The sequence below is a fragment of the Streptomyces sp. NPDC051136 genome (assembly GCF_044455745.1).
Taxonomy (GTDB): Bacteria; Actinomycetota; Actinomycetes; order Streptomycetales; family Streptomycetaceae; genus Streptomyces.
In genome coordinates this window covers 1-17,423 of record NZ_JBITFE010000006.1, presented here as the reverse complement: position 1 = coordinate 17,423, position 17,423 = coordinate 1, and the positions used below count along the sequence as shown (strand labels likewise).

The 17,423-nt window shown below is 71.4% G+C and carries 14 protein-coding genes; 5 read left to right on the top strand and 9 right to left on the bottom strand.

Translation table 11 applies throughout. From position 1 onward, the window contains the following. Position 1 precedes the first annotated feature (1 nt). The 4 genes from ACIBCJ_RS18000 to ACIBCJ_RS17985 all read right to left on the bottom strand — a co-directional run bounded on the left by ACIBCJ_RS18000 (position 2) and on the right by ACIBCJ_RS17985 (position 4,020). On the bottom strand, positions 2–715 hold the full coding sequence (locus ACIBCJ_RS18000; protein WP_362102960.1) for an XRE family transcriptional regulator: 714 nt from the start codon (positions 713–715) through the stop codon (positions 2–4). Between the two features lie 104 nt (positions 716–819). Then, positions 820–1,701, bottom strand: a complete 882-nt coding sequence (locus ACIBCJ_RS17995) for a carbohydrate ABC transporter permease (protein WP_365979912.1) — start codon at positions 1,699–1,701, stop codon at positions 820–822. 1 nt (position 1,702) lies between these two features. Further along, on the bottom strand, positions 1,703–2,647 hold the full coding sequence (locus ACIBCJ_RS17990) for a sugar ABC transporter permease (RefSeq protein WP_365979911.1): 945 nt from the start codon (positions 2,645–2,647) through the stop codon (positions 1,703–1,705). After that, a complete protein-coding gene (locus ACIBCJ_RS17985; RefSeq protein WP_399282733.1) occupies positions 2,644–4,020 on the bottom strand; it encodes an extracellular solute-binding protein in 1,377 nt (458 codons plus the stop codon). Before ACIBCJ_RS17985 ends, ACIBCJ_RS17990 begins: the two co-directional genes overlap by 4 nt. A gap of 167 nt (positions 4,021–4,187) precedes the next feature. Between ACIBCJ_RS17985 and ACIBCJ_RS17980 the strand changes: the two genes are divergently transcribed. Then, a complete protein-coding gene (locus tag ACIBCJ_RS17980) occupies positions 4,188–4,727 on the top strand; it encodes a hypothetical protein (protein ID WP_362512512.1) in 540 nt (179 codons plus the stop codon). Positions 4,728–4,743: 16 nt separating this feature from the next. Here ACIBCJ_RS17980 and ACIBCJ_RS17975 read toward each other — a convergent pair whose 3' ends face one another. Together ACIBCJ_RS17975 and ACIBCJ_RS17970 are read right to left on the bottom strand one after the other, a co-directional pair. Continuing rightward, positions 4,744–5,436, bottom strand: coding sequence for a response regulator (locus tag ACIBCJ_RS17975; RefSeq protein WP_365979910.1), 693 nt, complete (start codon positions 5,434–5,436; stop codon positions 4,744–4,746). Continuing rightward, entirely contained in the window at positions 5,433–7,103 is a 1,671-nt protein-coding gene (locus ACIBCJ_RS17970) for a sensor histidine kinase (RefSeq protein WP_365979909.1), read from the bottom strand. The genes ACIBCJ_RS17975 and ACIBCJ_RS17970 overlap by 4 nt, the downstream gene beginning before the upstream one ends. A 154-nt stretch (positions 7,104–7,257) precedes the next feature. Between ACIBCJ_RS17970 and ACIBCJ_RS17965 the strand changes: the two genes are divergently transcribed. The 4 genes from ACIBCJ_RS17965 to ACIBCJ_RS17950 all read left to right on the top strand — a co-directional run bounded on the left by ACIBCJ_RS17965 (position 7,258) and on the right by ACIBCJ_RS17950 (position 11,979). After that, complete coding sequence (locus ACIBCJ_RS17965; RefSeq protein WP_362102974.1) at positions 7,258–8,652, top strand: cation:dicarboxylate symporter family transporter; 1,395 nt, start codon at positions 7,258–7,260, stop codon at positions 8,650–8,652. 177 nt (positions 8,653–8,829) lie between these two features. Next, on the top strand, positions 8,830–9,228 hold the full coding sequence (locus ACIBCJ_RS17960; protein WP_362512515.1) for a MerR family transcriptional regulator: 399 nt from the start codon (positions 8,830–8,832) through the stop codon (positions 9,226–9,228). Positions 9,229–9,239: 11 nt separating this feature from the next. Beyond that, positions 9,240–9,554, top strand: coding sequence for a thioredoxin (locus ACIBCJ_RS17955; protein WP_365980089.1), 315 nt, complete (start codon positions 9,240–9,242; stop codon positions 9,552–9,554). Positions 9,555–9,711: 157 nt separating this feature from the next. Continuing rightward, positions 9,712–11,979, top strand: coding sequence for an ATP-dependent DNA helicase (locus ACIBCJ_RS17950; RefSeq protein WP_362102978.1), 2,268 nt, complete (start codon positions 9,712–9,714; stop codon positions 11,977–11,979). Between the two features lie 3 nt (positions 11,980–11,982). On the opposite strand, the gene glgB is transcribed toward ACIBCJ_RS17950, so the two are convergent. From glgB to treS, 3 genes are all read right to left on the bottom strand, one after another. Beyond that, positions 11,983–14,547 carry a 1,4-alpha-glucan branching enzyme gene (gene glgB, locus ACIBCJ_RS17945; protein ID WP_365979908.1) on the bottom strand — a complete coding sequence of 855 codons (2,565 nt, stop codon included), beginning with the start codon at positions 14,545–14,547 and terminating at the stop codon, positions 11,983–11,985. 40 nt (positions 14,548–14,587) lie between these two features. Then, positions 14,588–15,982, bottom strand: a complete 1,395-nt coding sequence (locus tag ACIBCJ_RS17940) for a maltokinase (RefSeq protein ID WP_362512521.1) — start codon at positions 15,980–15,982, stop codon at positions 14,588–14,590. A gap of 96 nt (positions 15,983–16,078) precedes the next feature. Beyond that, positions 16,079–17,423, bottom strand: a 1,345-nt coding sequence (gene treS, locus ACIBCJ_RS17935) for a maltose alpha-D-glucosyltransferase (RefSeq protein ID WP_365979907.1), incomplete at its 5' end; no start/stop codon positions are given.

The window sequence follows — 17,423 nt, the reverse complement described above, 5'->3', positions numbered from 1 at the left end:
GCTAGGGATGCTTCTCGACCGCCGTCCAGAAGTGGTCCACGATCCGGTCCAGGAAGTCCCGGCCCCCGGCGCTGGAGTCGGCGGCGCCGCCGCCCCAGCTGAGGGTGGCGGTCATCCGCCCCTGGTAGTCCTGGTGCAGCACCTGGAGGACGTTCTCCAGGACCCGCCGGTCCAGCGGCGCCAGCTTGGCGATCGGGCGGACACAGCCCTGCCAGCGCGTGGTCACCGCGCTCGTCAGCAGTTCGGCCAGCTTCTCCTCGCGCCCGGTGACGGTCACGAAGTCGGGCAGCGTGAGGCCGAGCACCTCGGCGAGCTGGGCCGACTGCCGGTCGGTGCCGCGCCAGTCGTCCGCCTCCTCCATCCGCTGATAGGCGGGCAGCCCGAGCCCGACCGCACGCGCCACGTCCTCCGGCGCCAGACCGCGGGCGACGCGGTGTTCGCGCAGGGACTGCGGACGCCCGATCAGCTCACCGGGCGAGCACCACAGCACCCCCGCGAGCGCGGTCAGCTCCGGGCCCTCGGGGGCGGACGCGCCCCGCTCCCAGGCGATGACGAGGTCGGGGGTGACGTACGGCAGGCCGTAGGAGACCCGTATGCCGTGGGCGACGTGCTCGGGCCTCATGTTGAGGGCGGCACGCAGCCGGCGGGCGGCGAGGGCGTTGAACGGAGGACCCGACTGGCTCGGGCCGGATGAGGGTCGGCGCACGCGCCACACCGTAGGGGTCCGGGGCCACGCTGACTACGGGCTGTTCGGCCAGCGATACGGATTGTAGGAACGTACGGGCGCGTCCCGTCTTCCGCGCGCCCCGCCCGGAGTTCTCACCCCTTGACCGCCCCGCCCAGCGCGAACCCGCCGCCCAGCCGCCGGGAGATCAGCACGTAGAGCAGTACGACCGGCGTCGAGTAGACGATCGAGAACGCCGCCAGCTGCCCGTACGCCACCATGCCCCGGTTGCCGAAGAAGTCGTTGATGCTGACCGAGGCGGGCATCTGGTCCGGGGAGAGCAGCAGCATGAAGGGGACGAAGAAGTTCCCCCACATCATCACGAACGAGAACACCGTCACCACCGCGACCCCGGGCCCCATCAGCGGCAGCACGATCCGCAGCAGCGACTGGAACGACGACGCCCCGTCCGTCCACGCCGCCTCCTCCAGCTCCTTGGGCACGCCGTCCATGAAGTTCTTCATCAGCCAGATGGCGAAGGGCAGCTGCGAGGCGGCGAAGAAGAAGATCGTCCCCTGCATGGTGTCGATCATGTTCACCCGGACGAACAGGGCGTACACCGGCACCATGATCGCGGTGATCGGGAGGCTGGTCGCGAAGAGGATCGTGAGCAGGAACGGCCGGTTGAGCCGCGAGCGGAAACGGGAGAGCGGGTACGCCGCGAGCGCCGCGCACACCACCGTCAGCAGGGTCGCCCCGCCGCACAGGATCAGGCTGTTGAGCAGCGGCGTGAAGGTGATCTCGGGGGTGAGGACCGCGTCGAAGTTCTCCAGCGTCACTCCCTCGGGGACCTTGACCCTGAGGCTCGCGTGCGGGTCGAGGGCGGACAGCACCACCCAGGCCAGCGGCAACACGAAGGCCGCCGCCGCCACCAGCAGCCCGGCGTCGGCGGCCGTCCGGCGCCGGTTGCGCCGGGCGGCGGGGGTGGTGCGGCGGGCTGTCCGGGACGTCGGACGGGATGTGAGCGGGCCCGTCATCTCAGACCTCCGTCCGCAGCAGGCGCAGGTACACGACCGAGAACAGCGAGCCGATCAGCAACAGCAGCAGCGCCACCGCCGTGCCGTACCCGATCAGGCTGTTCTGGAAGGCCTGCTCGTACATGAACAGCGGCAGTGTCTGGCTCCTGCCGCTCGGCCCGCCCCGCGTCATCACCCAGATCAGCCCGAACACCGACAGGGTCTGGAGCGTGTTGAGCATGAGGTTGGTGCCGATGGAGCGCCGGATCATCGGCAGCGTGATGTGCCACATCCGGCGCCAGCCGCTGGCGCCGTCCACCTCGGCGGCCTCGGTGACCTCCTTGGGGATCTCGTTCAGCGCGGCCGAGTACACCAGCATCGAGAACGCCGTGCCCCGCCACACGTTGGCGAAGGACACCGCGAGGATCGGCAGCGTGAACAGCCAGTTCTGGGAGGGCAGATGGAGCTGGTCCAGGATGGCGTTGAGGGTGCCCTCGCGCCGGAAGAACGCGTAGAGCAGGAAGCCCGCCACCACCTCCGGCAGCACCCAGGCCGTGACAACGATGCCACCGGTGAGCGTGCGGACCGGCTTCGAGGCCCGCTGCATCAGGGAGGCGAGCGCGAGCCCCAGGGTGTTCTGCCCGATCAGCGAGGACAGCACGGTGAACACCAGCGTGAGCCATACGGCGTTGAGGAACGCCTCGTCCCGGAAGGCGCGGGTGAAGTTGTCGAAGCCGACGAAGGACTCCTCGGCCTGCCCGGTGAGCTGGAGGTCGGTGAAGGCGATGACCACGCAGTAGACGATCGGGCCGGCCAGGAAGAGCAGCAGCAGGACGACGGCGGGGGAGAGGGGCAGGGCGCGGAAGAGGGAGCGGCGGACGGTGCCGGACCGCCCGCCGGGGGCGCCCGGCGAGGCGGGGGTCTTGCGGACCTCCGGTCCCGCGTGCTCCGGCGCGGTCGCCGTCACCTGCTCACCACCTGGTTGTCGGTGGCCTCCTTAAGCGCCTCGTCGTAGTCGCGCGCCGCCTCCTCGACCGACTTGTCGCCGGTGGTGACCCCCTCCATCGCCTCCTGGACGGCGACGGACACCTTCGGATACGCCGGGTAGGCCGGCCGGTAGTGGGTGTCGGCGACGAGGTCGGTGAAGAACTTGATGCCGGGCTGGGCCGCGACGTAGGCGGGGTCCTTCGCCACGTCCTCGCGGACCGCGATGCCGGAGTTGGCGATGTACCACTTCTGGGCGTTGGCCTTGGTCTGCATCGTCTTGACGAACTCGAAGGCCAGGTCGGGGTTGGCCGCCTTGGCCGGGATCGACCAGGTCCACCCGCCGGACATGCTCACCCGTCCCGGAGCCTGCCCGTGCTGCGTGGGCATGGCGGCGAGCCCCAGCTCCTTCGACCACTCGGGCCACTCGTGCCCGCTGCCCTCCAGCCAGTCCTGCGGCAGCCAGGAACCGTCGAGCGCGATCCCGAGCTTGCCCTGCGGCAGCAGCTCACCGCGCACCTTCGTGCCGAAGTTGGGGTCGAGCGCGTCGGAGACCTCAGGACCGAGCTTCTCCTTGTACACCGTCTCGACGAAGCGGAGGGAGTCCTCGAACCCCTGCCCCGCCGTGATCCACTTCTTGCCGTCCTTGTCGTACAGCGGGTCCGCGCCGCCGTCCCCCGTGCCGTACAGCAGCATCTCGAAGCCCTGCATGGTGGCGGCCTCGCCGGCGGGCTTGCCGGTGTAGACGTTGAGCGGCGTGACGCCCGGCACCTTCTCCTTGACGGCGCGGGCGGCGTCGAGGACCTCGTCCCAGGTCTTCGGCTGCCAGTCGGCGGGCAGCCCCGCCTTGGCGAACACGTCCTTGCTGAACCACAGCCCGCGCGTGTCCGTGCCGTCCGGCACGCCGTACGTCTTGCCGTCCTCGCCCTTGGCGGCCGCCTTCGCCGTGCCGATGAACCGGTTCCAGTCCTTCCAGTCGGCCAGGTAGTCGTCGAGCGGCTTCAAGTACCCGCTGGTGATGTCGGAGTTGATGAGGAACGTGTCCTCGTAGACCAGGTCGGGAGCGGTCTTGGGGGAGCGGAGCATCTGCTGGAGCTTGGTGTAGTACTCGGAGTCCGGCGCCTTGATCGGCACCAGCTCGACCTTCTTGCCCGGGTTGGCCTTCTCGAACTGCTTCTTGATGTCGCCGAGGTAGGTGTCCATCACCTTGATGGAGTTGTCCGTCGACTGCTTGAAGGAGACCTTCACCGTGTCCGGATCACTGCCGGAGCCGCTCCCGCAGGCGGCGAGTGAGGTGGAGGCGAGCGCGGTAAGGGTGAACAGGGCGGTGAACCGGACGGTGGGACGCACGGGCATGACCTCCTACGGGCACACGACACTGTGGCCTGGACGGCTGCGTGGCGAACGTAAGAGGAGTGGTCTAGTCAGGTCAATGCCCCTGCGAGTGGTGATTCGGGGGAGCCCGAGGACGGGTGACCAGCACTCCCGCACCGTGGGGCCGACAACGGGGAGAAGGAGATCGCGTGCCGGAACAGGACGTCACGGTGGGGCAGTTGCTGCTCGCCGAGTACGAGAGCGTGAAGGGCGAGCAGCGGGCGAGGATCGGGTTCCGGGACAACCTGCTGTACGTGACGCTGGCCGTCGTGGCCGCCGTCATCGCCGCCGCGGCCCAGTCGGAGCGGCCTTCGATGCTGCTGGCGCTGCCGCCGGTGTGCCTCGTCCTCGGCTGGACGTATCTCGTCAACGACCAGAAGATCTCGGCGATCGGGCTCTACGTGCGGGACGACCTCGGCCCCAGGCTGGCCGGACTCGCCGCGCACGGGCACGGCTTCACGACCTTCGGGTGGGAGGCGTACCACCGGACCGACACCCGGCGCCGGTCCCGCAAGGCGATCCAGACCGTGATCGACCTGACGGCGTTCTGCGCGGTACCGCTCGCGGCGCTGATCGTCTTCTGGTCGAACGGCGGCGCCGGCGGACTGCTCCTCGGGCTCTCCGTGCTGGAAGCGCTCGCCGTGGCCGGGCTCGCCTCGCAGTTCGTGTGGTACGCGAGGGCCGCGTGAGCGTCCCCCGCCGGGCTCACCGCCCCGGCACCCACCGGTACACCAACTCCGGCCGCCCCACCTGCCCGTACTGCGGGCTGCGTCCCGCCCGGCCCGCGTCCACCAGGTGTTCCAGGTAGCGGCGGGCCGTGATGCGGGAGATGCCCACCGCCTCCGCCACCCCGGCCGCGGTGAGACCCTCGGCCGCGTCGCGCAGCGTGCTGGTGACGCGTTCCAGGGTCGGGCCGCTCAGGCCCTTGGGCAGGGCCGCGGGGCCGGGGGCGCGCAGGGTGGCCAGGGCGCGGTCCACCTCGTCCTGGCCGCTCGCCTCCCCGGCGGTGCCCCGGAACTCCGCGTAGCGCACCAGCCGGTCGCGCAGGGTGGCGAAGGTGAACGGCTTCAGCACGTACTGCACGACGCCCAGCGACACCCCTTCCCGTACCACCGTCAGGTCCCGCGCCGACGTCACCGCTATCACGTCGGTGTGGTGCCCCGTCGCCCGCAGCGAGCGGGCCAGCTGGAGGCCGTGCCCGTCCGGCAGGTGCAGGTCGAGCAGGAGCAGGTCCACCGGCGTACGGTCCAGCAGGCGTCGCGCCTCCGCGGCCGTGTGCGCCTTGCCGACCGCGACGAAGCCCGGCACCCGCCCGACGTACAGCACGTGCGCGTCGGCGGCCACCGGGTCGTCCTCGACGACCAGGACCCGGATGGGCTGCGCGTCGGCGGTGCTCACACCGCACCTCCGGCGCCCGGTCTGTCCGCCGCGGAGACCGGCGCCGTCCCGCCGCCCCCGCCGTCGCCCAGCGGCAGCCGGGCCTCGAAGCGGGCGCCGCCGCCCTCCGCCTCCGTCACGGTCAGGGCGCCGCCGTGCCGCCGCACCGCCTGCCGGACCAGGGCCAGGCCCAGACCGCGGCCGCCCTCACCGGCCGGCTTGGTCGAGTAGCCCCGCTGGAAGACCAGGTCGGCACGGGCGGGATCGACCCCGGCTCCGGTGTCCGACACCCGCAGCACCAGCTCGGAGCCGTCGGCCGGGGAATCCTCCGTGTACGCCGCCACCGTCACCCGCGACGGCACCGAGCCCTGGGCCGCGTCCACCGCGTTGTCCACCAGGTTGCCCAGGATCGTCACCAGGTCCCGGGCGGGCAGTGACGGCGGCAGCAGTCCGTCGTCCAGTCGGCTGTCCTGCGACACCACCAGCTCCACTCCCCGCTCGTTGGCCTGCGCCGTCTTGCCCAGCAGCAGTGCCGCCAGCACCGGCTCGCTCACCGCCGCCACCACCTGGTCGGTGAGCGCCTGCGCCAGCTCCAGCTCCGCCGTCGCGAACTCCACGGCCTCCTCCGCCCGCCCCAGCTCGATCAGCGAGACGACCGTGTGCAGCCGGTTCGCCGCCTCGTGCGCCTGCGAGCGCAACGCCTGCGTGAAACCGCGCTCCGAGTCCAGCTCACCCGTCAGCGACTGCAGCTCCGTCACGTCCCGCAGCGTCACCACCGTGCCCCGGCGCTCACCGCCGGAGACCGGCGAGGTGTTGACCACCAGCACCCGCTCCGCCGCCAGGTGCACCTCGTCCACCCGCGGCTCCGACGCCAGCAGCGCCCCCGTCAGCCGCGACGGCAGCCCCAGCTCCGCGACCGAGGCACCGACCACGTCACCGTGCACGCCGAGCAGCTCCCGTCCGCCGTCGTTGATCAGCGCGACGCGGTACTGCCCGTCCAGCATCAGCAGCCCCTCCCGCACCGCGTGCAGCGCCGCCTGATGGTAGTCGTGCATCCGGCTCAGCTGGTCCGCGTTCATGCCGTGCGTGTGCCGGCGCAGCCGCGCGTTGATCACGTACGTTCCGACCGCGCCGAGCAGCAGCGCCCCGGCCGCCACCCCCGTCAGCGCCGTGAGCTGCTCCTGCGCCCGCTTGCTGATCTCCTCGACCTTGATCCCGGCACTGACCAGACCGACGATCCGGCCGTCGTCCACGATCGGTGTGACCGCCCGGACCGAGGGGCCGAGCGTGCCCGTGTAGGTCTCGGTGAAGGTCTCACCCCGCTGCGCGCGCTCGATGTGGCCCTGGAAGGGATGGCCGATCTGCTCCGGGTCGGGGTGGGTCCAGCGGATGCCCTCGGGACTCATGATCGTCACGAAGTCCACGTCCGTGTCCCGCATCACCCGCTCCGCGTACGGCTGGAGGCGCACCGTCGGGTCCGGGGTGCGGACCGCCTCCGCCACGGACGGCGAGTCGGCGATCGCCAGCGACACCGACCTGGCCTGACGCCCGGCGGCGTCCTGCGCCTGCCCCCGGTCGCTGAGGTAGGTGAACACCGCGTACCCGACCACGACGACCGCTATCAGTACGGCCTGCATGGCGAAGAGCTGCCCGGCCAGACTGCGGGGCCGGGGGATGCGGAGGTGCATGCCGCCAGTCTCCCTCGTGGCTTGATTGTGAACTAAATGAACGCAAGGGTGACCGCGCTCACACGCCGGGAGATAGTCACCCAGTCCCCGAACCACACCCCCGGACGTGAGCCGCACGCCGGTGATGCCGACGACGTCGTCAAGGAGGGCCGCCGTGACCAGCAAAGCCGCTACGGCACCTGCCGCACCCCCAGCCAAGCGCGACCGCACGCACTATCTCTACATCGCCGTGATCATCGCGGTCGCCCTCGGTATCGCGGTCGGTCTGATCGCCCCGGACTTCGCGACCGAGCTGAAGCCGCTCGGCACCGGCTTCGTGAACCTGATCAAGATGATGATCTCGCCGATCATCTTCTGCACGATCGTGCTGGGCATCGGCTCCGTCCGCAAGGCCGCCAAGGTGGGCGCCGTCGGCGGCATCGCCCTGGTCTACTTCTTCGTGATGTCGCTGGTGGCGCTCGCCATCGGCCTGATCGTCGGCAACATCCTCGACCCGGGCACGGGCCTCGCGGTCACCGACGCCGTCAAGGAGACCGGCCAGGCGCAGGTCGACGCCGAGGCCAAGGGCACCACCGAGTTCCTGCTGGGCATCATCCCGACCACGATCGTCTCGGCGTTCACCGCGGGCGAGGTCCTGCAGACCCTGCTGATCGCCCTGCTCTGCGGCTTCGCGCTGCAGGCCATGGGCGGCGCGGGCCAGCCGGTGCTGCGCGGCATCGAGCACATCCAGCGGCTGGTCTTCCGCGTCCTGGCGATGATCATGTGGGCCGCCCCGATCGGTGCCTTCGGTGCCATCGCCGCCGTCACCGGCTCGGCGGGCGTCGACGCCCTCAAGAGCCTGGCCGTGCTGATGCTCGGTTTCTACGTGACCTGTGCCCTCTTCCTCTTCCTGGTCCTCGGCACGGTGCTGCGCGTCGTCTCCGGGGTCAACGTCTTCTCGCTCTTCAAGTACCTGGGCCGCGAGTTCCTGCTGATCCTGTCCACCTCCTCCTCGGAGTCGGCGCTGCCGCGCCTCATCGCGAAGATGGAGCACCTGGGCGTCAGCAAGCCGGTGGTCGGCATCACCGTCCCGACCGGCTACTCGTTCAACCTCGACGGCACCATGATCTACATGACCATGGCCTCGCTGTTCATCTCCGACGCCATGGGCACGCCGATGTCCATCGGTGAGCAGATCCCGCTGCTGCTCTTCCTGCTGGTGGCCTCCAAGGGCGCCGCCGGTGTCTCCGGCGCCGGGCTCGCCACGCTGGCCGGCGGCCTCCAGTCGCACAAGCCCGCCCTGGTGGACGGCATCGGTCTGATCGTCGGCATCGACCGCTTCATGAGCGAGGCCCGCGCGCTGACCAACTTCGGCGGCAACGCGGTGGCCACCGTGCTGATCGGCACCTGGACCAAGGAGATCGACAGGGACCGGGTCAACGAGGTGCTCGCCGGCCGGGTCCCGTTCGACGAGAAGACGCTCCTGGACGACGGCCACGGCGACGGCGGCCAGGACAGCACCCCCGACCTGCCCGAGCAGGGCGGCGAGAAGGAGCTGGCGAAGGCCTGACGGCCCCGCGGCGCCCCGGCGCCCGCACACCCCGGACGGCCGAGGGCTCCCCCCGTTGCTCGGCCGCCCGGTCCCCCCACGGAGAAGCCCCGCGTCCCCCGGCGCGGGGCTTCGGGGTTCCCGCCGCCCGCTCGCACGCTTGCCTTGACGTCCGGGTCAAGGCTTACGTTCGTCCGCATGCGAATCGGCGAGCTGGCCGCACGGGCCGGGACCACCACGCGGACGCTGCGGTACTACGAGTCGCGGGGGCTGCTGCCCGCCCGGCGGGGCGACAACGGATACCGGACCTACGACGAGGAGGACCTGAGACTGCTGCGGCAGATCAGGACCCTCCAGGACTTCGGGTTCGACCTGGAGGAGACCCGCCCCTTCGTGGAGTGCCTGCGCGCCGGGCATCCCGAGGGCGACTCCTGCCCCGCGTCCCTGATGGTCTACCGACGCAAGCTGGCGGAGCTGGACACGCTGATCGAGCAGCTCACGTCGGTGCGCGCCCAGGTCGCCGCGCAGCTGACGCGGGCCGAGGCGGCGGCTTCGGGGGGTCCGGAGCCCAAGTGCGAACTGGGAGGACACGCATGACGAGCAACGGGGTGCCCGAGGTGACGGACGCGGACTTCGCGGCGGAGGTGATCGGGTCGGACCTGCCCGTGCTGGTGGAGTTCACCGCCGACTGGTGCCCGCCGTGCCGGCAGATGGCGCCGGTGCTCAGTGCCCTGGCCGAGGAGGAGGGCGACCGGCTGCGGGTGGTGCAGCTGAACGTCGACCGGAACCCGGCGACCACGAACGCGTACAAGGTGCTGTCGATGCCGACGTTCATGGTGTTCCGCGGGGGCGAGCCGGTGAAGTCGATGGTCGGCTCCCGGCCCAAGCGGCGGCTCCTGGAGGAACTGGCCGACGTCGTCTGACCGGCCCGGAACCGGACCCTGGCCGGTCATCGGCCTGGCCCGTCCGGCACACAAGAAATCCCCCGAGCAATTGCGCTCGGGGGATTTCTCTGCGTATATTTGTTGATTCGCGACTTCAGGATAATGGAATCGCGAGGAAGTTCAGTAGGCACAGTATATGCGGCCGGGAGTGGAATTGTCAAACACCGAATTTCCGGACGATGAATTGCTGCACGAGCAGGAATTCATCGACGGACTGTACGCGCGCGTGGACGCGCTGCGCGGCGACGCCGAGGTCTCCGTCACCGAGGCCCTCGCGCAGGGCAACACCCCCCAGCAGGCACGCCTGGAGCGGGACATCCTGGTCGCCGAGCGCTCCGGGCTGCTCGCCGCGCTCAACGCGGTGGACGGCTCCCTCTGCTTCGGCCGGATCGACCTCACTTCCGGGGACGCCCACCACATCGGCCGCATCGGACTGCGCGCCGACGACGCCGAACGCACCCCCGTCCTCGTCGACTGGCGGGCCGGTGTCGCCCGCCCCTTCTACCTGGCCACCGGACACACCCCGATGGGACTGCGCCGGCGCCGGCACATCACCAGCGAGGGCCGCACCGTCACCGCGCTGCACGACGAGATCCTCGACCTCGGCGACGAGACCCGCACCGGCCACGAGGACCCGTCCGGCGACGCCGTACTGCTGGCCGCGCTGAACTCCGCGCGCACCGGCCGCATGGGCGACATCGTGCAGACCATCCAGGCCGACCAGGACCGCATCATCCGCGCTCCGCACCGCGGCGTGCTGGTCGTCGAGGGCGGCCCCGGCACCGGCAAGACCGCCGTCGCCCTGCACCGCGCCGCCTACCTGCTCTACGAGCACCGCGAACTGCTCGCCAAGCGCGCCGTCCTCATCGTCGGCCCCAACCCGGCCTTCCTCGGCTACATCGGCGAGGTGCTGCCCTCGCTGGGCGAGACCGGCGTGCTCCTCGCCACCGTCGGCGAGCTGTTCCCCGGCGTGAAGGCCACCGCGGCGGACACCCCCGAGGCGGCGGCCGTGAAGGGCCGGGCCGACATGGCCGACGTGCTCGCCGAGGTGGTCCGCGACCGGCAGGCGCTGCCCGACCCGGTGATCACGATCGAGCACGACCGTGACGTCCTCATGCTCGACGACGACCTGGTCAACGTCGCCCGCGAACGCACCCGGGGCGCGAAGCTGCCGCACAACGCGGCCCGCGAGCACTTCGAGGGCCACATCCTCAACACCCTCACCGACATGGTCGCCGAGCGCATCGGCACCGACCCCTACGACGGCAGCAACCTCCTCGACCCCAGCGACATCACCCAGATCCGCGACGAACTCGCCGAGAACCCCGAAGTCTGGTCCGCCATCGACCGGCTGTGGCCCCGGCTCACCCCGCAGCGCCTGGTCGCCGACTTCCTCGCCGCCCCCGAGGCGTTCCTCCCCGCCGAGGACGCCGCCGCCGTCCGCCGCCCGGTCACCCGGCGCTGGACCGTCGCCGACGTGCCGCTGCTGGACGAGGCCGCCGAACTGCTCGGCGTGGACGACCGGGTGGCCCGCTCCCGGGCCGAGCGCGAGCGCGAGGAGCAGATCGCCTACGCACAGGGCGTGCTGGACGTGTCGTACGCGTCCCGGACCTACGAGTTCGAGGACAAGGACGAGGACGACGCCGAGGTCCTGTCCGCGCACGACATCATCGACGCCGAGCGCTTCGCCGAGCGCCAGGAGGAGGACGACCACCGCAGTGCCGCCGAACGCGCCGCGGCGGACCGCACCTGGGCCTTCGGGCACATCATCGTGGACGAGGCGCAGGAGCTGTCCCCGATGGCCTGGCGACTGCTGATGCGGCGCTGCCCGACCCGCTCGATGACGCTGGTCGGGGACCCGGCGCAGACCGCGGAGGCGGCCGGTGTCGGCTCCTGGTCGAAGATCCTCGCCCCGTACGTCGAGGACCGCTGGGAGCACACCCGGCTCGGGGTCAACTACCGCACCCCGGCCGAGATCATGGACCTGGCGGCCGCCGTCGTCCGCGCCGGCGACCCGGAGTTCACACCGCCGAGCTCGGTGCGCTCCACGGGCGTGCGCCCCTGGATCCGCGCCACCGACGACCTCCCGGCCGCCGTCGCCGGGGCCGTCCGGGAGCTGACCCCCGAGGAGGGGCGTCTCGCCGTCATCGCGCCGCGTGAGCTGCACCGCTCCCTGGCGGCCCGGCTCGACGGCGTGACGGCGGACGCCGAGCCGGACCTGACGCACCGGACGGTCCTGCTCGACCCCCGCCAGTCCAAGGGGCTGGAGTTCGACTCCGTCCTGGTCGTCGAGCCCGGCCGCTACGGCACCAGTGACCTGTACGTCGCCCTCACCCGCGCCACCCAGCACCTCGGCGTCCTGCACAGCGAGCCGCTGCCGGAGGGACTCGCGGACGCCGGGTGACGGTCAGGCCGGGCGCAGCCACACCGTCGCCAGGGGCGGCAGGGTCAGCCGGATGCTCGCCGGACGGCCGTGCCACCCCTGCGGCTCCGGCTTGACCGGGTCCGGGTTGACCACGTCGCCGCCGCCGTACCGGGCGGCGTCGGTGTTCAGCACCTCGTGCCAGGCCGGGACGTCGTCGGGGACGCCGAGACGGTAGTCGGAGCGGACCACCGGGGCGAAGTGGGAGACCGCGAGCAACGGGGTGCCGTCGGCGTCCAGCCGCAGGAACGCCAGTACGTCGTCCTCGGCGGCGTCGCCGACCACCCACGCGAACCCGGAGGGGTGGGTGTCGCGCCGCCACAGCGCGGGCGTGTCCCGGTAGACCGTGTTCAGGTCCCGCACCAGGTCGCGCACGCCCCGGTGGTCCGCCGACGCGCCGTACTCCGGGTCGAGCAGCCACCAGTCGGGGCCGTGCGCCTCCGACCACTCGGCGCCCTGCGCGAACTCCTGCCCCATGAAGAGCAGCTGCTTGCCGGGGTGGGCCCACATGTAGCCCAGGTACGCCCGCTCGTTGGCGCGCTGCTGCCACCAGTCGCCCGGCATCTTCGACACCAGGGACTTCTTGCCGTGCACCACCTCGTCGTGGGATATCGGCAGCACGTAGTTCTCGCTGTACGCGTACACCATGGAGAAGGTCAGCTCGCCGTGGTGGTACGTGCGGTGCACCGGCTCGTGGCTCATGTACGCGAGCGAGTCGTGCATCCAGCCCATGTTCCACTTCAGCCCGAACCCGAGCCCGCCGAAGCCGCTCGGCCCCTTGTGGTGCGTGGCCCGTGTGACCCCGTCCCACGCCGTCGACTCCTCGGCCACGGTCACGACACCCGGCACTCGCCGGTAGACCGTCGCGTTCATCTCCTGGAGGAACGCCACCGCGTCCAGGTTCTCCCGGCCTCCGTGCTCGTTGGGCGTCCACTGGCCCGGCTCGCGCGAGTAGTCCAGGTAGAGCATCGAGGCGACCGCGTCCACGCGCAGCCCGTCGATGTGGAACTCCTCGCACCAGTACACGGCGTTGGCGACCAGGAAGTTGCGCACCTCCCGGCGGCCGAAGTCGAACTCCAGCGTCCCCCAGTCCGGATGGGCGGCCCGCAGCGGGTCGGAGTGCTCGTACAGCGGCCGCCCGTCGAACTCGGCCAGGGCCCAGTCGTCGCGCGGGAAGTGCGCGGGCACCCAGTCCATGATCACGCCGATCCCGGCCTGGTGCAGCCGGTCGACCAGGTACTTGAAGTCGTCGGGGTCGCCCAGGCGCGCGGTCGGGGCGTAGAAACCGGTGACCTGGTAGCCCCACGAGCCGCCGAAGGGGTGCTCGGCGACCGGCATCAGCTCGACGTGCGTGAAGCCCAGGTCGGCGACGTACGCCGGGAGTTGCTCCGCCAGGTCGCGGTAGGTCAGGCCGGGGCGCCAGGACGGCAGGTGGACCTCGTACACGGACATCGGCGCCTCGTGCGCGGGCGCGTCCGCGCGGCGGGCCAGCCACTCCCCGTCGCCCCAGGTGTAGTCCGAGGCGTGCACGACGGAGGAGGTGGCCGGCGGGACCTCCGTACGCCGGGCCAGCGGGTCGGCGCGGAAGGTGCGCGAACCGTCGGGGCGGGTGATCTCGTACTTGTACAGCTCGCCGGCGCCGATGCCGGGCAGGAACAGCTCCCACACGCCGGTCGAGCCGAGGGAGCGCATCGGGTGAGCGGTGCCGTCCCAGAAGTTGAAGCCGCCGGCCACCCGGACTCCGCGGGCGTTGGGCGCCCACACCGCGAACCGGGTGCCCGCCACCCCGTCCCGGGTCGTCGGGTGCGCGCCGAGCGCCCGCCACAGCTCCTCGTGCCGGCCCTCACCGATCAGGTGCAGGTCCAGCTCGCCCAGGGTGGGCAGGAAGCGGTACGGGTCCTCGGCCTCCAGGACCGTCTCCTCGTACGCCACCAGGAGCCGGTGGACCGGGACCTCGTCGAGCGGCGCGAGAGCGGAGAAGAAGCCGTCCCCGTCGTCGTGCAGTTCGACCCGCAGCCCCGTGGACAGCACGGTCACCGCCCGGGCGTGCGGCCGGAACACCCGGAACGCGACCCCGCCGGGCACCCGGTGGGCGCCGAGCACCGCGTGGGGGTCGTGGTGCGTGCCGGCGAGCAGCCGCTCCCGGTCGCCGGCACCCAGTGCGGGGGAGACGGCCGCCTCGGCGGCCTCGGCCGCCGAGGGAGCCTCGGCACCGGCCGGCGGGGAGGGCACGGCGGCTTTTCGTGCGGCCTTCCGGGCCTCGGCCGCCTTGCCGACGGAGGTCTTTCCGGCCGCGACCGTCTTCTCGGCCTTGACCGTCTTCTTGGCCTCGACGGTCTTCTTGGCTGGGGCTGTCTTCTTGGCCCCGGCCGTCTTCTTGGCTGGGACCGTCTTCTCGGCCTCGGCTGTCCTCTTCGCAGCCGTCGCCTTGGCTTCGGCCGTCTTCTCGGCTTCGGCCGTCTTCTTCCCGGCTGTCTTCTTGGCCTGGGCCGTCTTCTTCCCGGTCGTCTGCTTCGGATCGGGGCCGCTGGACGGGGGGCGGGGGGTCACGGGCGGGGCCTCCTGGGCGAAGTGGGAGGGAGCTGGGGCGTCATGCCGGTTCGGGTGCGGACAGGCGGCGCACCGCGGCCAGCGGTACCGGAAGCCAGTCGGGACGGTGCCGGGCCTCGTACAGCACCTCGTAGACCGCCTTGTCCGTCTCGTAGGCGCGCAGCAGCACCGGATCGGTGCGCGGATCGTGGCCGCCCGCCTCCGCGTACCCGGTGCAGTACGCGGCCCGGCAGGAATCGGCCCAGCCCGGCACGCGCACCCCGGCCGAGTGCGCGGCGTAGTCGAAGGAGCGCAGCATCCCCGCGACGTCCCGCACCGCCGGCTGCGGCAGGCGGCGCTCGGCCAGCGGTTTCGCCGGCTCCCCCTCGAAGTCGATCAGCGACCACTCCCCGCCGGGTGAGCGCAGGCACTGGCCGAGGTGCAGGTCGCCGTGGACGCGCTGAGCCGTCCAGGCACGGCCCTCGGCGGCCAGGTCCGCCAGCGCGGTGAACGCCGTCCGCAGCGCGGGCGCGTACGACCGCAACAGGGGCACGGCCCGCGCGGCCTCCTCCAGGCGTCCGATCATGCCGTCGGCGAGCTGCCGTGCCTGGGCGTGGCCGAGGGTGACGGTCGGCAGCGCGCGGGCCAGTGCCGTGTGCACCTCGGCGGTGGCCCGTCCGAGCGCCCGCGCCTCGGCGGCGAAGTCCTCGCCCTTGGCCAGCTCGCGCAGCGCCAGCTCCCAGCCGTCGGTCGCGCCCTGGAGGTAGGGCTGGAGCACGCCCAGTACCCAGGACCGGTCGGCCAGGTCCGCCAGCATCCATCCCGCGGGCGCCGGTACCCGGGGGCAGCCCTCGCGGGCCAGGGCCAGCGGCAGCTCCAGATCGGGGTTGACGCCGGGCACGATGCGGCGCAGCAACTTGAGAATAAACGTATCTCCGTACACGACCGACGAGTTGGACTGCTCGGCGGTCATCAGCCGCGGGACCAGCCCCGTGCGTATCTCCTGCTCCGGTGCCCGCTCGAAGCGCAGCCCCCCGACACGGGCGCCGGTGCGCAGCGCCTCCAGCAGCACCTCGGCGGAGCGGGGGTCGTGCAGGGCGTCGTACGCGGTGCGTCCGGCCTCCGGGCCCTCGGTGACATGGCCGATCAGCGCGGGTGCGAGCCGGGGCGGCAGCGCCTCGCGCGTGCCGACCAGGAGCTGGTAGCAGTCGCCGGGCTCCTCGGCCGCTCCCGCTGCCGGTGCGTGCTGCTGATGGGCGCGCACCAGGACGTGGTGCAGGCCGAGGCGGGAGTCCGCGGGGAGCAGTTCGGTGGCGGCGACCAGCGAGAAACCGGTGACCGGGCGGCCCTTGCCGGCGAACCAGCGCTGCCGCGGCAGCCACTCCCGCAGGAGTGGATCGAGTGACGCAAGGAGGCCCCGGGGGCTCGTATCGGTGCGTATGACGGCTTCCGACATGGCGTCGCGTCCTTTCCCCGGATCGTCGGGGTGGTTACTGATGCGTGCCCCGGGCGGGGCGGTGGAAACCGGCCCGCCCGGGGACGGGGCCGGTGTCTAGACGGGTTCCCCGCGAAGCCGGAACCAGTAGAAGCCGTGACCGCCCAGGGTCAGCAGGTACGGCAGGTCGCCGACGGCCGGGAAGCGGACCCCGCCGAACAGCTCGACCGGATGGCGTCCGCCGAAGGCGCTGAGGTCGAGCTCCGTGGGCTGCGCGAACCGGGAGAAGTTGTGGACGCACAGCACCAGGTCGTCCCCGTACTCCCGCAGGAAGGCCAGCACCGCCGGGTTCGACGACGGCAGCTCGGTGTACGTGCCCAGGCCGAAGGCGGGGTTCTGCTTGCGGATCTCGATCATGCGCCGGGTCCAGTGCAGCAGGGACGAGGGAGAGGCCATGGACGCCTCGACGTTCGTCACCTGGAAGCCGTAGACCGGGTCCATGATCGTGGGCAGGAACAGGCGCCCCGGGTCGGACGACGAGAAGCCCGCGTTGCGGTCGGGCGTCCACTGCATCGGGGTGCGCACGGCGTCGCGGTCGCCGAGCCAGATGTTGTCGCCCATGCCGATCTCGTCGCCGTAGTAGAGGATCGGCGAGCCGGGCAGGGAGAGCAGCAGCGCGGTGAACAGCTCGATCTGGTTGCGGTCGTTGTCGAGGAGCGGGGCCAGGCGCCGGCGGATGCCGATGTTGGCGCGCATGCGCGGGTCCTTGGCGTACTCCGCGTACATGTAGTCGCGTTCCTCGTCGGTGACCATTTCCAGGGTCAGCTCGTCGTGGTTGCGCAGGAAGATGCCCCACTGGCAGCCGGACGGGATGGCCGGGGTCTTGGCGAGGATCTCGGAGACCGGGTAGCGCGACTCCCTTCTGACCGCCATGAAGATGCGGGGCATGACCGGGAAGTGGAAGGCCATGTGGCACTCGTCGCCGCCGGCCGCGTAGTCGCCGAAGTAGTCGACGACGTCCTCCGGCCACTGGTTGGCCTCCGCCAGCACGACCGTGTCCGGATACTGCGCGTCGATCTCCTTGCGCACCCGCTTCAGGAAGTCGTGGGTGCGCGGCAGGTTCTCGCAGTTGGTGCCCTCCTCCTGGTAGAGGTACGGCACCGCGTCCAGACGGAACCCGTCGATGCCCAGGTCCAGCCAGAACTTCAGCGCGGAGATCATCTCCTCCTGCACGGCCGGGTTCTCGTAGTTGAGGTCCGGCTGGTGGGAGAAGAAGCGGTGCCAGAAGTACTGCTTGCGCACCGGGTCGTAGGTCCAGTTGGACGCCTCGGTGTCGACGAAGATGATCCGCGCGTCCTGGAACTGCTTGTCGTCGTCGGCCCAGACGTAGTAGTCGCCGTAGGGGCCGTCCGGGTTCTTGCGGGACTCCTGGAACCACGGGTGCTGGTCGCTGGTGTGGTTC

Bases quoted from the DNA above. Each gene is read 5' to 3' on its own strand.
- ACIBCJ_RS17960 (WP_362512515.1), top strand. From the start codon at position 8,830: ATGCGAATCGGCGAGCTGGCCGCACGGGCCGGGACCACCACGCGGACG.
- ACIBCJ_RS17940 (WP_362512521.1), bottom strand. From the start codon at position 15,982: ATGTCGGAAGCCGTCATACGCACCGATACGAGCCCCCGGGGCCTCCTT.
- ACIBCJ_RS17970 (WP_365979909.1), bottom strand. From the start codon at position 7,103: ATGCACCTCCGCATCCCCCGGCCCCGCAGTCTGGCCGGGCAGCTCTTC.
- ACIBCJ_RS17995 (WP_365979912.1), bottom strand. From the start codon at position 1,701: ATGACGGGCCCGCTCACATCCCGTCCGACGTCCCGGACAGCCCGCCGC.
- ACIBCJ_RS17950 (WP_362102978.1), top strand. From the start codon at position 9,712: ATGCGGCCGGGAGTGGAATTGTCAAACACCGAATTTCCGGACGATGAA.
- ACIBCJ_RS17985 (WP_399282733.1), bottom strand. From the start codon at position 4,020: ATGCCCGTGCGTCCCACCGTCCGGTTCACCGCCCTGTTCACCCTTACC.